This window comes from Arthrobacter sp. MSA 4-2 (genome assembly GCF_016405885.1).
In the GTDB taxonomy this organism is placed as follows: domain Bacteria; phylum Actinomycetota; class Actinomycetes; order Actinomycetales; family Micrococcaceae; genus Arthrobacter_D.
On sequence record NZ_JAEKGC010000005.1, the window covers coordinates 206,998 to 221,616 of the forward strand.

Genomic DNA, 14,619 nt, shown 5'->3' on the forward strand with positions numbered 1-14,619 from the left:
GGAGCCCGCAGATTTCGGAATCCGGGCGGAAACGCGGATACCTGCGTCCCGCCGCACACAGGAGACAGCTGAAACTGCATCAAAGATTATCCGGTTCTCACGACTTAAGCAAATCCCAAGCGTGAGGTCGATTCGAGGTTGCTTGCCGGACTCAGCGGATCCGCCGCCCGCCGTCCCCCTGCCGTGGGCGCAGGCGCGAGGTGGGAAGCACCGGCGCAGGGAGGGGCCGCAGCCCGTGTTCCTCGGGAAGACCGAAGCGCGGCGCGCCGTCCGCGGGCGCCGTGCCGGCCTCGACTTCGGCGGTCCACGCGGCCCGAAACTCCACGATCTCCTCGTGGGTCCGGCCGACGAAGTTCCACCACATCACGATGTCCTCGCCGAACGGCTCCCCGCCGATGACGAGCAGCCGGGCCGGCCCATCCGCCGTGGCGGTGAGCTCCACGGCTGCCTCCCCGGGGGCGAGGTAGGCGAGTTCGCCCGCCGCGACCGGCGTGCCATTGATCTCAAGGCCTCCGCTGTCGAGGAGGATGCCGTGCTCGAACTCCGGGGAAACGTCGAAGGAGACTCTCCGCCCCGCCGCGAGCCGGAGCTCGGCGCCCAGCAGGGGCGAGTAGGTGGTGACGGGTGATGTAGACCCACCGAAGCTGCCCAGGAACACCGAGAGCGTGTAGCCGTCGCCGGAGACCGGTTCCGGGGCGTAGTGCTCGAAGCCGCGTCCGGTGTGCCGGAAGGCGTCGGGAAGGGCAAGCCACAGCTGGACGCCGTGCATCACCGGGGCCGCGGAGGTCGCCACCTCCGAGTGGGAGATCCCCGACCCCGCGGTCATGAGGTTCAGCTCGCCCGGCCGGATGAACGCGTGGTTGGCGGCGCTGTCGCGGTGCTCGATCTCGCCGGCGAAGAGCCAGCTTACGGTCTGGAGCCCGGTGTGCGGGTGCGGGGGGACCGACATCCCGCCCGCTTCGCGCACCGGCTCGGGCCCGTAGTGGTCAAGGAAGCACCAGGCGCCGATCAGTGACCGGTTCCGCTGGGGCAGCGTGCGCCGCACGCCCATGGCGCGGGGACCCCCGAGCGGGACCTCGCGCGGCTGCAGGATGTCGACGCGGCATCGCGCGTCATCCCCGCTGCTGCACACAACGGGCGTTGGATCGAGTTCGAGGTTGCTCATTGGTGTTCTCCATCAGGGGTGCGAAGCGGCCGCCTGAGGGCCGTCCGCTTCCGGGTGCCGCCGGTTCAGCGGCGGACCAGGGCCAGAACCCGGTCGGCGAGATCGTGGAGCGTTTCCGGATCCACCGCTTCGGCATTGAGCCGAAGATAGGGCTCAGTGTTTGAGGGGCGCAGGTTGAACCACCACTTCCCGGAGGAGGCGGTGAAGGTGACGCCGTCAAGCGTGTCGACGCTGACGCCGTCGTTCTCGAACTCGGCACGGACGCGGGCGATGGCCGCGGGCACGTCGGCGACCTTCGAGTTGACCTCGCCCGTGGAGAAATACGGTTCGTACTCGCGGCCCAGGTCGGACAGCGGGCCATCCTGCTCGCCAAGGGCCGCCAGGACGTGCATTGCGGCGAGCATTCCGGTGTCGGCGAACCAAAAATCACGGAAGTAGTAGTGGGCCGAATGTTCTCCGCCGAACACCGCACCCTCCTGGGCCATGAGCGCCTTGATGAAGGAATGGCCCACCCGGGTGCGGACCGGCCGGCCGCCTTCACGGAGCACAAGTTCCGGGACGGCGCGCGAGGTGATCAGGTTGTGGATGATGACGGGGGTCTCTTCGCCGTCGGCCCGGGCCCGCGCGATCTCGCGCCGGGCGACCATCGCGGTGATGGCGCTCGGTGAGACCGGCTCGCCCTTCTCGTCGATGACGAAGCAGCGGTCGGCGTCGCCGTCGAACGCGAGGCCGATGTCGGCGCCGTGCGCGACCACGGCGGCCTGCAGGTCCCTCAGGTTCTCGGGTTCCAGCGGATTCGCGGGGTGGTTCGGGAAGGTCCCGTCGAGCTCAAAGTAGAGCGGGACGATCTCAAGCGGCAGGGCCGGCAGCAGCGTGTCCCCAAGCACGGCAGGCGTGGTCAGCCCGGCCATCCCGTTGCCGGCGTCGACCACCACCTTCAGCGGACGCGAGGCGGAAAGGTCGACCTGCGCGCGCAGGAACCGAGAGTACTCCTCGAGGACGTCGCGGACCCCGATCGAGCCCGGCTCCTCGACGGCGGGGATGAAGCCGCGGTCGAGGTACTGCTCGGCGAGGGCCTGCACCTCGTACAGGCCGGTCTCCGAGGAGACCGGGACGGCGCCCGGGCGGGTCATCTTCATCCCGTTGTACTGGGCGGGATTGTGGCTTGCGGTGAAGGTCACCCCGGCGGCGTTGAGCATCCCGCTGGCGAAGTACAGCTCATCCGTGGAAATCAGGTCGAGCAGCAGGACATCCGCCCCGCGCCGGGTGGCGCCCTTGGCGAAGGCGCTGCAGAACTCGGGGGAGGAGGGCCGCATGTCCCCGCCGACGAGGACGGTCTGTCCGGCGAGACCGAGGGAATCCACGAAGGCCGCACCGACCGCCGTGACCGTCTCGACGGTGATCGTCTCCCCGACGATGCCGCGCACGTCGTAGGCCTTGAAGGACGCTGAGAGATCCGAGGAAGTGTTCACGCCCGAAGTCTATCGGCTGGCCCGCCGCCCCTCACCAGAGTTGTGCAGATACCTGCCGCCGGTCTTTTTCCGGGGGTGGCGGCTGGAATACTTGGCCCATGGCCGACACGATCACCCTGTATGACCAGGCGACAGCAATTCTCCGCACCCTCGTGGGCCGTGAGGATGCCCGCTTCCACGACGGACAGTTCGAGGCGATTCAGGCGCTGGTCGAGGGTGGCCGCCGCGCGCTGGTGGTCCAGCGCACCGGTTGGGGCAAGTCCGCCGTCTACTTCGTGGCGAGCCTGCTGCTGCGCTCGCGCGGTGCCGGGCCCACACTTATCGTGTCCCCGCTGCTCGCCCTGATGCGCGACCAGGTGGCCGCCGCCGCCCGGGCCGGTGTCCGCGCGGAGGTGATCAACTCGGCCAACCAGACGGAGTGGCAGGAGGTGACGGCGCGGCTCGAGGCGAACCAGGTCGACGTCCTGCTGGTCTCACCCGAGCGCCTGAACAACCCCGCCTTCCGGGAACGGCAGCTTCCCGAACTGATCCGGCGCACCGGGCTCCTGGTGATCGACGAGGCCCACTGCATCTCGGACTGGGGCCATGACTTCCGTCCCGACTACCGCCGCCTGCGCGATCTCATTGGAACCCTTCCGCAGGGGGTGCCGGTGCTTGCCACCACGGCCACCGCGAACACCCGGGTGGTGCACGACGTCGAGGAGCAGCTGGGCACAGGCGGCACCGAGGTCTTCACGCTGCGCGGCAGGCTCTCGAGGGATTCCCTGCGGCTGGGCGTGCTCCGCCTGCCGAGCCCGCGTTCCCGCCTGGCCTGGCTGCTCACCCACCTCGACGACCTGCCCGGCAGCGGCATCATCTACACCCTCACCGTCTCGGCGGCCGAGGACACCGCCCGCCTGCTGCGGGAGAACGGCCACCCCGTGCGGGCCTACACCGGCCGCACCGACCCGGCGGACCGGGAGGCGGCCGAAGCGGCCCTGAAGAACAACGAGGTCAAGGCGCTGATCGCCACCAGCGCCCTGGGGATGGGCTTCGACAAGCCCGACCTCGGATTCGTCGTCCATCTCGGTGCGCCCTCCTCGCCGGTGGCGTACTACCAGCAGGTGGGCCGTGCCGGGCGCGGCACCCCGAACGCGGATGTGCTGCTGCTGCCCGGGCCCGAGGACCGCGACATCTGGGAGTACTTCGCCACCGCCTCAATGCCCTCCGAGCATGCCGCCCAGCGGGTCCTTGCCGCCCTGGAGCCGGGCACCGTGCTGTCCACGCCGGCGCTTGAGGCGCGGGTCAACCTCAAACGGTCACCGCTCGAGCTGCTGCTGAAGGTGCTCGACGTCGACGGAGCGGTCCGCAAGGTCACCGGCGGGTGGGAGAGCACCGGGCAGCCCTGGGGCTACGACGCCGACCGCTACACCCGCATCCAGCAGGCGCGCGTCGCTGAACAACGCTCAATGCTCGACTACGAGAACACCTCCGGGTGCCGGATGGAGTTCCTCGCCCACGCCCTCGACGACCCGACGGCCGCCCCCTGCGGGCGCTGCGACAACTGCGCCGGCCGGTGGTACTCCGACGAGGTGAACCATGACGCCTCCGATAACGCCCAGCAGGCCCTGAGCAGGGTCGGTGTGGAGCTCGAACCGCGCGGGCAGTGGCCCTCGGGCATGGACAAGCTCGGCGTGCCGGTGAAGGGCAAGCTCAAGGCCGACGAGGTCAGTGCCCCGGGCAGGTCCTTGGCGCGTATGACCGACCTCGGCTGGGGAACCCAGCTGCGCACCCTGCTTGCGGACACCACCCCGGATGCCCCGCTGGAGCCCGGCGTCATCGAAGCGTGCATCAAGGTCCTCGCCCAGTGGAACTGGGAGGCCCGGCCGGTCGCCGTCGTGGGGATGCCGTCCCGGCGGCACCCCGAGCTGATCGGGTCCCTCGCCCAGGCCCTCGCCGGGGTCGGCCGGATCCCGTATCTGGGGACGCTGGGCACGCCCAACGGCTGGCCCGAGGGTGGGCCCGGCGGGAACAGCGCCTTCCGGCTCGCCTCGGTGTGGGACCGCTTCCAGGTGCCGGCGGAGGGGTCGGCCTGGTTCGCCGCGAATCCCGGGCCCGTGCTGCTGGTCGACGACCTCGCGGACAGCCGGTGGACCCTCACCGTGGCCGGGCGGGCCCTTCGGCAGGCCGGTGCCGAAGCGGTGCTGCCCTTCGCGCTGGCGCTGCGCGCCTGAACCGGGGCGCTGCGCCGCAAGGGCGTTGCGCCCTGCCTCAAACGCGAGGTCCGGGCTGGGGGAACATTTTTCGCTGCTGTGGGAACACAAACAAAAAGACCCCCGTAAACACGGGGGTCTTCAAGCGGAGACGGGGGGATTTGAACCCCCGGTAGGCTTTAGGCCCACACTTCATTAGCAGTGAAGCCCATTCGGCCGCTCTGGCACGTCTCCAGCGGCTATTGCTAGCCACCCAAGGTTACCCAGAAGGGGCATCCACAAGCAAAACAGTCCCGTGCTGCCCGGACAGCGCGGCCGACGGGCGGCGGACCGGACTTCTTGCTACAGGGATTTGGTCAGCGCCTTCCACAGGAACTCGTACGACATCACGTGCATGCGGGCGGCCTGGCGGTTGTCCGAGGCCCCGGCGTGGCCGCCCTCGAGCGCCTCGTGGAACCAGACGTCCTTCACGCCCAGGGCCTCCATCCGAGCCGCCATCTTGCGGGCCTGCACCGGCCCCACCCGGTCATCGCTCGTCGCGGTCCAGATCAGGGTCTTGGGGTAGTCCACCCCCTCGCGCAGCAGGTGGTAGGGGGAGAAGGTGCGGATGAACTCCCACTGCTCAGGCTGATCCGGGTCGCCGTACTCGGCGATCCAGGAAAACCCGGCGGAGAGCTTGGTGTAGCGGCGCATGTCCAGCAGCGGCACGCCGCAGGAGATCGCGCCGAACAGCTCCGGGTAGCTGGTGAGCATGTTGCCCACCAGCAGGCCGCCGTTGCTGCGGCCGGTGCAGCCCAGCAGCGCCGGCACGGTGACGCCCCGCTCCACCAGGTCGCGGGCGATGGCGGCGAAGTCCTCGTAGGCACGGTGCCGATTCTCCCGCAGCGCCGCGGCATGCCAGCCGGGGCCGTACTCGCCGCCGCCGCGGATGTTCGCCAGCACGTACACCCCGGCGCGGCCGTCGGGCGTGCGGCGCTCGAGCCAGCCCCTGCCGATGACCCCGCTGTAGGCAGGAGTCAGGGCGTGCTCGAAGCCGCCGTAGCCCGAGAGGAGTGTCGGATTCGCGCCGTCGAGCACCAGGTCCTTCGCCGCGACCTGGAAGTAGGGGACCTTGGTGCCGTCCGCGGACAGCGCGAAGTGCTGCTCCACGGCGTACGCCTCCTCGTCGAAGAAGGAGGGGGTGGCCTTCACCGGCCGGTGGGCCGAGCCGATGGTGCCGCGGCTCAGGGTGGACGGGGTGAGGAAACCTGTCGAGACCAGCCAGTAGTCGTCGCCGGCCTCCTCGTCCTCGTCGTCCACGGCATAGGCGTCGACCGTGTGGAGGGCCGGGGCGTCGAGGGACTCCGCGGACCACCCGTCGGCCGGGTTCAGGATGAGGATCTCCGAAGAGACATCGCGGAGCAGGTTCAGCAGGAGGTAGTTCCGGGTCCAGCTCCAGGACTGCAGCGACGTGGAGGCGTCGGGCGTGAAGAGCACCCGCAGTGACCGGTCACCGGCGAGGAAGTCCTCGAGGCCGATGACGAGCAGTGATCCGGCCGGGAACGTGGTGCCGGCGACGGTCCAGTCGGTCCGCGGACGCAGCACCATCCACTCGCGGTGGAGCGAGACGTTGACGTCGTCGGGCAGGTCCAGCTGCACCCACTCCCCGCCGCGCCGGATGTGGGTGCGGTGGGAGTAGAAGTCGATGGTGTCCATGGCGATGTCCCGCTCGAACCCGGGTGTCGAATCGTGGACCACGACCGCCATCATGTGCTCGGCGGGAATCTCGAAGTAGAGCTCGGCGTCGGAGAGGTCGGAGCCGCGGGTGAGGGTGCGCACGGTGCGCGGGTAGGAACTCGACGTCATGGAGCCCGGGCCGAAGTCCGTGCCCACGTACAGCGCATCCGGGCCGGCCCAGCTGATCCGGCTCTTCGCCGTCGGAATGTCGAAGCCGCCCTCGATAAAGGACCGGGTCACGACGTCGTACTCCCGGTAGCGGGCGGCGTCGCCGCCGTCGGGGGAGAGCACGACCAGCGCGCGGTTGTACTCCTGCCCCTCCGGGGGGCGGAGGAAGAGGGCCCCGCCCCACACCCACTCGGTCCCCTCGGACGCACTCAGGGCATCGACGTCGAGCAGGATCTCCCACTCGGGGTCCTCGGTGCTGTAGCTCTCCCAGCTGGTGCGCCGCCACAGGCCTTTGGGGTGGGCGGCATCGCGCCAGAAGTTGTAGTAGTGGTTGCCGCGCTTGGCCACCATCGGGATCCGGTCGGTGGAGTCGAGAACCTCGAGCACGCCGCCCTCAAGCGTGAGGAAACCCGGATCGATGAGCATTCCCTCGGTGACCGCGTTCTGTGACCGCACCCACTCGAGCGGGCGCTCGCCGTAGATGTCCTCGAGCCACATGAACTCGTCGTCGGCGGTGGTCTGCTCGGGTTCGCTGTTCATGATGCCATCCTAAGCAGTGCCATCCCCGGCGGGTGGCGGTGGCGGCCCGCCGGGACCACCCCGGCCGGTTCGATAGGCTTGGACCATGATCAGCATGGAGGGCGCGGAAGTTGCCGTTATCGGTGGCGGGCCCCGCGGCACCTCCGTCCTGGAGCGCCTCATAGCGCATCGGAAGGCCTTTGTGGGCCCCCAGGAGCCCCTCACCATCCACGTTGTGGACCCGTTCGACCCGGGGCCGGGGCACGTCTGGCGAACCGATCAGTCGCGACTGTCCCTGATGAACACCCCCTCCCTTTTTCCCACGGTGGTGCCGGTCGGCGAGGCGGCGGCGGAGGTTCCGGCGTCGCCCGTGCCGTTCGACTTCGACTCCTGGCGCGCACTGGCTGCGGCCGGCGGCGTTGAGGGCCTGACCCCGGAGGAGACCGCCGAAGCCGCGCGGGTCGGCAGCGCCGGGTTCCCCAGCCGCGCGCTTTACGGGCGCTACCTCGCCTGGGTCTATGCGGCGCTGACCGCCGATCCCGGCGAGGGCGTGACGGTGATCCACCACCGGCGGGAGGCGCTTTCGCTGCGCCGTGCCGGTGTCCGGTGGGAGCTGGAGCTCGACGGGGGAGAGGTCCTCGGCGTCGACGGGGTCGTCCTTGCCCTCGGGCACCTACCCGCACGCCTCAACCCCGAGCAGGGCGTGCTGCAGGACGGCGCGGCGCGGTTCGGGCTTCAATATTGGCCGCCCGCCGTGCCGGGGGATCTTGACTGGAAGCGGCTGCCCGCAGGCAAGAACGTGCTCGTGCGGGGGCTTGGGCTCAACTTCTTCGACATCATGATCCAGCTGACCGAAGGCCGCGGCGGCCGGTTCACCGACTACGGGAGCGGCCGGCTCGCCTACACGCCGTCAGGGCGCGAGCCGGTGCTGATCGCGGCCTCCCGCCGCGGCGTCCCCTACCGGGCGAAGGCCGCCATTACGAGCTACATCCCCCGCAGCGTGAACCTCTCCTACTGCACCGTCGAGACCCTCGGCGCCTTTGCGGAGGCCGGCATTCAGCCCGGATTCGACCACGACGTCTGGCCGCTGCTGCACCGCGACGTCCTCGCGGCGTACTACCGCACCCTCGCCCGCGTCCGGCCCGACGCCTTCCTCCGCCCGGCCGACGCCGCGCTGGACGAGCTGCGGACCGCCCTGGATATCGCCGGTCCGGGGTGGCTGCCCGCACTTCAGGAGTTCCTTGACCGGAACGTGCCGGCGGAGCTGCAGCTGAACGTCGAAGCCCTGGCGCAGCCGTTCGCCGGCCGGCACTTCGCCGACAGCGCCGCCCTGACCGAGGCAGTGCTGGAGTACCTCGATGAGGACGCCGCCGGTTCCGCCCGCGGGGAGGACGACCCGCTCAAGATGGCGATCGGGGCGATGAACGCCGGCCGGACCGTAATCAAGCAGGTCGTCGCCGACGGCGGGCTCACCGATTCCGGCTGGTACGCCGAGCTGCGCGGCTGGTTCGAGCCGCTCGTCGAGGGCCTTGCCAGCGGGCCGCCGCCGCTTCGCATCGCGCAGCTCGCGGCCCTGGTCCGGGCCGACCTGGTGCGGTTCGTCGGGCCCAACCCGCTGTTCGCCCTCGACCCCGACGACGGGGTTTTCCGGGCCTCCTCGCCGTGGGTCGGCGACCCGGGATTCACTGCCGGGTATCTGGTCGAGGCGATGATGCCGGCGAACCAGGTGTCGACGAGCCTGTCCGTGCTGATGCGGCAGATGCTCGAGGAGGGCGTGGTGCGTCCCCACCTGCGGATGGCCGAGGATGGGGTGCCCGTCGTCTCGGCCGGACTGGATGTGACGCTGCCGCCCTACCGGCCGCTGAGCGGCACCGGCGAAGCGCAGCCCGGGCTGTACGTGTGCGGGCTGCAGCTCGCCTCGGTGCAGTGGGGCACGGCGATCGCCGCCGAGGCCGGGGCCTCCCTCAATGCGGGAGCACGCACCCTGCAGGACGCCGACGCGATTGCGGAGGCGCTGATCGCCTCCTTCCGGGACTCCCCGGACCTGCAGGCGGCGGATTCCCGCGCCTAGCTTCGCCGAGTGTGCAGCTAACCACGCTTTGCGCCGCCCAGAGGGTGGTTAGCTGCAGTTTCGGCGGTGGTACGGACGGCCCGACGGCGGAGCCCCAGACCGCCCCGATGCCCCCGCACGGCGGCATTGCCCTCCCCGCACCTCGCCGAGTGTGCAGATCACCACGCTTCGCGCCGCCCGAAGGGTGGTTAGCTGCAGTTTCGGCGGTGGTGCGAGCGGCCCGACGGCGTGGCCCGGCCCTTAAACACCTCCGGGCCTGCACGGATCACCGCGCAGGCCCGGAGGTTTACGTCAGGGCTGGAACCGTCAGCTGCGGCCCGGAGGGGTGCACTTCTTGCTGCCCGACTTGTCGTCGCCCTTGACCGGCTTGTCGGTCTTGGGCCCATCGCCCTTGCCGCACACCGGCTTCTCGACGACGACGGGTTCGGCCGTGACGAACAGCGTCACCGTGGTCTTCGATTCAGCGGCGGTGAGGACGATCCGCCCGGCTCCGTTCGCCGTCGTCGGGATGGTGACCGTGACGGCGGCCGCCCCGGCCGTGACCGGGGTGTTCCCGAGGTCGACGCGGACGCCGTCAGCTCCGACATACGCCGCGTTGAGCGAAGTGTTCACGGGGCTTCCGAGTGAGGTCAGGTCCAGCTTCGACACCGTGAAGGAGGCCTGGCCACCGGCCTGGACCGTCGTCGGCGCGTTCTGCACGATCACGCCGCGGCGGTCGAAGGACGGCGACAGCGGGCTGTTGGACTTCAGGTAGGAAATCCAGGCGTCGCGGTCAACCAGACCCGAGTCGCGCACATCGGTGCCCTCCTTGAAGGCGGTGAAGTTGTCGCCGCCCTGCGCCAGGAAGCTGAACGTGCCGATCCGGTAGCCGCGGGCCGGGTCGAGGGGTTCCCCGTTCACGGTGACCGAGGTGATCCGTGAGCCGCGCTCGCGGGCCGGGTCGTAGGTGTAGCTCACGTTGTCCGAAAGGCCCAGGGCCAGGAACGACCGTGAGCTGCCCTCGGGCTGCCACTGCTGTTCGAGCAGCGCGGTGAGCTGCGCTCCCGTCAGCGTGGTGGTCCAGAGGTTGTTGACGAACGGCAGCACCGCGTTGGCCTCGGCGTAGGTGATGACGCCGTCGGCTCCGTAGTACAGCTCGTTGCGCAGTCCACCGGGGTTCGAGATTCCGATCTCGGCACCGCCACGCTCGGGGGCGGAGAGGCTCGCCTTGAGGGAGTCAGCGACGAGGTTGCCCAGCGTCGATTCCGAGGACCGGTCGTCACGGGTGGTCCCGGTGAAGGCGGTCGTGATGTCCGCCGTCACGGATGCCACCGGCTGGCTGCCGATGACGGCCGCCTGGGCCAGGGCCGCATCGACGATGCGCTTGACCTCCGCGACCCGCGGGTAGGTGGCGACGAGGGTGTCGTTCGCCTCCGTGGTGCGGGCGACGTTGCGGGCCGTGTACGACTCGACGTCGCCGGTCGCGCTGTCGACGGTCAGGGTGATCTGACCGATGAACTCGCCGTAGGACCCGGTCTGCAGGATCGGGCGGGTCTTGCCCTCGACGCCCGGAATGGGTGCATCCCACGCGTACTGCTTGTGGGTGTGCCCGGTGTAGATGGCATCGACGAGCGGGTCCGTGAGGGTGACGATGTCGGCGAACGCTCCGCCGGCCGCGACCTCCTCCTCGATGGTCCCGCCCTCGACGACGCCGTCCCCGGCGCCGTCGTGGTACTCGGCGATGATGACGTCGGCGAGATCCTGCGCCTCGATCTCCTTCGCGACGCGGTTGACGGCTTCAACCGGGTCCCCGAATTCGATGTCGGCGATGCCGCCCGGGCTCACCAGGGTGGCCGTGGATTCGGTGACGGCACCGATGACGGCGACGTCGACCCCGTCGAGCTCAAGCAGGGTGAACTCGTCGAGCACCGGGTCCTGGGTGCCCTTGGCGTAGACGTTCGCGCCGAGGTACGGGAAGTCAGCGGCGTCGTCGACCCGGCCGAGAAGATCCTGCAGGCCGCCGTCGAACTCGTGGTTGCCGACGGCGGAGGCGCGCAGGTCGAGGGCGTTGAGGACGTCCAGGGTCGGCTTGTCCTGCTGCAGCGACGAGGCGAACAGCGACGCGCCGATGTTGTCTCCGGCCGAGAGGAACGCCGAGCTGCCTTCGGGGAAGGCCGCCTTCAGTTTCTCCACGGTGCCGGCGAAGCGCACGGTGTTGGCGTCGATGCGCCCGTGGAAATCGTTGATGTTGAGCAGGTTCAGCTCGCTCGTGCCGTCGCCCAGGTCCATTCCGACGATCACCGGGTCGTGGTCGCTGGAGCGGTAGGGATCGGGCGCGTAGTAGTTGGTGATGTTGTTGTTGTAGCGGCTGTACTCAAGCGCGACGGATTCGACGGCGTTGATGTTCCAGGTGTCCACTCCTGCCACGGTGGCGTCGGCCGCCGGGGAGGCGAGGATGTGGTCGAGCGAGCCGACCAGTCCGCCGAACACGTACGAGTGGCCGCCGGTCTTGATGCCCTGGTTGACGTATCCGGCGTCGTAGAGCACCCGCATCGGGTCCTCGGCGGAGTAGGAATTGAAGTCTCCGGTCAGGAACACCTTGTCGGTGCCGGCCTCGGTCTTGAGCCGGTCGGCGAACTCGACGAGGGCGCGGGCCTGAAGGACGCGGGCGGCGTTCCAGGCGCCCTGGCCGTCACCGGAGTCGGCGTTCTCCCCGGTCCGCGGGCCGGAGCCCTTGGATTTGAAGTGGTTGGTGATGGCGAGGAAGCGGCTCTCCTCGCCGCCGTCGACGGTCTCGAAGGCCTGCGCGAGGGGCTTGCGGGCGTTTGCGAAGGCGGTGTTGTCATCGAGGATGACCGAGTCGCCGATGGGCTTGGCCGCGGCCAACTTGTAAATGAAGGCGGTGCGGATGACGTCCTCGTTCTCCAGCGCCGGCAGCGCCGCGGGGGAGCGGACGTAGTCCCAGACCCCCGGCGTCTGCTCGTTCAGCGCCGCGGTCAGCGTCGCCAGGGCGCTGTCGCGGTCCTTGCCGAACTTGGCCGAGTTCTCGACCTCGGCGAGGCTCACGACGTCGGCGCCGAGACCGGTGATCGCCTTGACGATCTTGGCTTCCTGGCGCTCGAAGTTCTCGGCGTTCGCCGCGCCGCGCACGTCGCAGCCCCCGCGCACCGTAATGGGGTTGCCCGAGCGGTCGTTGTTGAAGGTGCAGCCGGCGACCTGGTCCCCTGTGGTGGAGAAGTAGTTGAGCACATTGAACGACGCGAGCTTCAGCGAGCCCTTGACGTCCTTCGGGCTCGCCGGGCGCTCGCCGGTAAAGGCCACCGGCTGGACGGCGCCGGCGTTGGCGGGCGTCAGTTCCGTGAGCGGCTGGAACTTCCAGGCGGTGTTGCGGTAGTCGAGCACGACGGGCGAGGTGAACTTGGCGTTCGACGTCACCCGGACCGGCTGGTCCACGGTGAGGTACGGAAGCGGCTTGCCGCGGTTGGCGTCGTTGAAGAAGTTCGTCGTCGCGCCGTCGTCGAGCGCGATCCGGCGGGCGGCGTTGTCCGCGGCGATGGCGGCGTTCTCCGGCGTTCCCGGTGCCGCGGCCTCGGTGGGCTGCAGCAGCGGTGTGGTGCCGGCGGCGAGGGTGATTTCGCCGTACTGGTTGAGCGCGTAGTTGTCGGTGACCGTGAAGTCGCCGGCGGGCTGGAAGAGCATGCCCTCGTAGGCTTCGCGTGCGGCGTCGGTGGCGGGCAGCGGCAGTGCCGCGGCCTTGACCTCCTCGGCCGGTTCGGCGAGCTTCGTGGTTCCACCGGCCGCGACGGTGAGCTGGGTCAGGCCGAAGAACTCGCCGGCCGTTCCGGTGACCTCGACGAAGTCGCCGGCGGCAACGGAGCCGACGGTGGCCGGGGAGTAGACGAAGATGGCGTCCGAGGCGTTCTGCCCCTCGGCCGCTGAGGTTCCCGCGGTCTGCAGGTAGAAGCCGGCGAGACCGCCGGTGGGGTAGGCGGCGGTGACCTTGCCGCGGGTCGTCACCGTGGTCCCCTTGAGCGGGGTTTCGGTGCCCGTGCCCTGGATCTCGCGGATGGGGACGACCTGCCCCGGTACCGGAGGTTCGACCGGCGGATCCACGGGAGGCGGCGTCGCCGTCCCGGTGGAGTTGGTGGGCGTCACCGTCGTCGCCAGGGTGAAGTCGGTGGCGTTGCTGTTGGTGTCGGCACCGTTGGTGCGGTTCATCGAGCTCTGTCCGCCGCTCGGGCCGGTCGCCCGAGCGCCCTCGAAGGTGTTGGAGGTCCCGTAACCCAGCAGGTCCACCACTGCGGCGTGGCCGACGACGGACTCGGTGGGCAGCGGGTTCACGGTGGTGGCCTGGCGGGCCAGGAGGATCGTGCCGGAGCTTCCGCTGGTGTTGATTGAGCCCTTGATGTCCGGAGCGGGGAGGGCCTGGCCGGCCGTTCCATTGCTCGAGCCCTGTACCAGGAAGTACCCCTTGGCGGGGATGGTGCCGGTCAGTGGAGTAATGCCGGTGGGTGCGGCGGTGCCGGTCGCGGACCGGTACTGCAGGGACCACCCGTCGACGGTGACGGGGGCATTGGTGGGGTTGTACAGCTCAACGAACTTGTTGACGTACGGCGCGCCGGTGCTGCCGCCTGTCACATACGCTTCGTTGATGACGACGCCGCCCGTGCTGGCCGGGGTCGTTTCCTCGGCGCTTGCCGGGAGTGCTGCTGCGGGCGCGGCGAGCAGTCCCACCGTCAGCACCGAGCACAGCGCGCCTTTCCATGGCGAATTGATCATTCGGTAGAACTCTCCTTGAGACTGGCTGGTGTTCAGCCGGTGAGTCCGCGGGCCCGCACTGATGGTCCGGACGGCGGTTGGTGATGGCTTAGACAGTATGGGTCACCTGTGACATGCGTGACTAGTGATAATCCAACCAACCAAGGATGAACAAGAGGTGACCTCCGGGGAAGGGGCGGGGAGGCAATTACTGGACTTTTCGCGGAGCGTATTGACAGTGCACGCCGCCCGTCGCAGCGAGTTGGCAGGTAACCACGCCATGGCTCCTCTGAAGGGTGGTGAGCTGCAGTTTCGGGGGGAAGGTGGGAGCGGGACGCGACGCCGACCGCCCCTGCGTCGAGTTGGCAGGTAACCACGCTTTGGGGCGGGCAAAGGGTGGTGAGCTGCAATTTCGGCGGAATCCGACCCATGAAAAAAGGAACGGCCCCGGCTGCTGCCGGGACCGTTCCTTCAGGGAGCGGAAGGTAAGGGATTCGAACCCTTGAGACGGGGTAACCGCCCACTGGTTTTCAAGACCAGCTCCTTCGGCCGCTCGGACAACCTTCCCCACTGAGTAGT

At 69.4% G+C, this 14,619-nt stretch carries 6 protein-coding genes and 2 tRNA genes; 2 read left to right on the forward strand and 6 right to left on the reverse strand.

Features of this window, described 5'->3' with window-relative positions:
• Positions 1-151: 151 nt before the first annotated feature.
• Positions 152-1,165 carry a pirin family protein gene (locus I6N91_RS07735; RefSeq protein ID WP_198812007.1) on the reverse strand — a complete coding sequence of 338 codons (1,014 nt, stop codon included), beginning with the start codon at positions 1,163-1,165 and terminating at the stop codon, positions 152-154.
• Between the two features lie 65 nt (positions 1,166-1,230).
• Positions 1,231-2,637 carry a phosphomannomutase/phosphoglucomutase gene (locus I6N91_RS07740; protein ID WP_198812008.1) on the reverse strand — a complete coding sequence of 469 codons (1,407 nt, stop codon included), beginning with the start codon at positions 2,635-2,637 and terminating at the stop codon, positions 1,231-1,233.
• A gap of 98 nt (positions 2,638-2,735) precedes the next feature.
• On the opposite strand from I6N91_RS07740, the gene I6N91_RS07745 reads away from it, so the two are divergent.
• On the forward strand, positions 2,736-4,850 hold the full coding sequence (locus I6N91_RS07745; RefSeq protein WP_198812009.1) for a RecQ family ATP-dependent DNA helicase: 2,115 nt from the start codon (positions 2,736-2,738) through the stop codon (positions 4,848-4,850).
• Between the two features lie 125 nt (positions 4,851-4,975).
• Here I6N91_RS07745 and I6N91_RS07750 read toward each other — a convergent pair.
• Positions 4,976-5,063, reverse strand: a tRNA-Ser gene (locus I6N91_RS07750).
• A 108-nt stretch (positions 5,064-5,171) separates the two neighbouring features.
• Entirely contained in the window at positions 5,172-7,253 is a 2,082-nt protein-coding gene (locus I6N91_RS07755) for a prolyl oligopeptidase family protein (RefSeq protein WP_198812010.1), read from the reverse strand.
• Positions 7,254-7,338: 85 nt separating this feature from the next.
• Between I6N91_RS07755 and I6N91_RS07760 the strand changes: the two genes are divergently transcribed.
• On the forward strand, positions 7,339-9,303 hold the full coding sequence (locus I6N91_RS07760; protein WP_198812011.1) for an FAD/NAD(P)-binding protein: 1,965 nt from the start codon (positions 7,339-7,341) through the stop codon (positions 9,301-9,303).
• 306 nt (positions 9,304-9,609) lie between these two features.
• On the opposite strand, the gene I6N91_RS07765 is transcribed toward I6N91_RS07760, so the two are convergent.
• Together I6N91_RS07765 and I6N91_RS07770 are read right to left on the reverse strand one after the other, a co-directional pair.
• Positions 9,610-14,061, reverse strand: coding sequence for an ExeM/NucH family extracellular endonuclease (locus tag I6N91_RS07765; protein ID WP_198812012.1), 4,452 nt, complete (start codon positions 14,059-14,061; stop codon positions 9,610-9,612).
• A gap of 458 nt (positions 14,062-14,519) precedes the next feature.
• A tRNA-Ser gene (locus I6N91_RS07770) sits at positions 14,520-14,607 on the reverse strand.
• Positions 14,608-14,619: the final 12 nt, after the last annotated feature.

What these genes read in the sequence shown, in the direction of transcription:
- I6N91_RS07735 (WP_198812007.1), bottom strand. Translation starts at nt 1,165, where the DNA reads ATGAGCAACCTCGAACTCGATCCAACGCCCGTTGTGTGCAGCAGCGGG.
- I6N91_RS07745 (WP_198812009.1), top strand. Translation starts at nt 2,736, where the DNA reads ATGGCCGACACGATCACCCTGTATGACCAGGCGACAGCAATTCTCCGC.
- I6N91_RS07755 (WP_198812010.1), bottom strand. Translation starts at nt 7,253, where the DNA reads ATGAACAGCGAACCCGAGCAGACCACCGCCGACGACGAGTTCATGTGG.
- I6N91_RS07760 (WP_198812011.1), top strand. Translation starts at nt 7,339, where the DNA reads ATGATCAGCATGGAGGGCGCGGAAGTTGCCGTTATCGGTGGCGGGCCC.
- I6N91_RS07765 (WP_198812012.1), bottom strand. Translation starts at nt 14,061, where the DNA reads ATGATCAATTCGCCATGGAAAGGCGCGCTGTGCTCGGTGCTGACGGTG.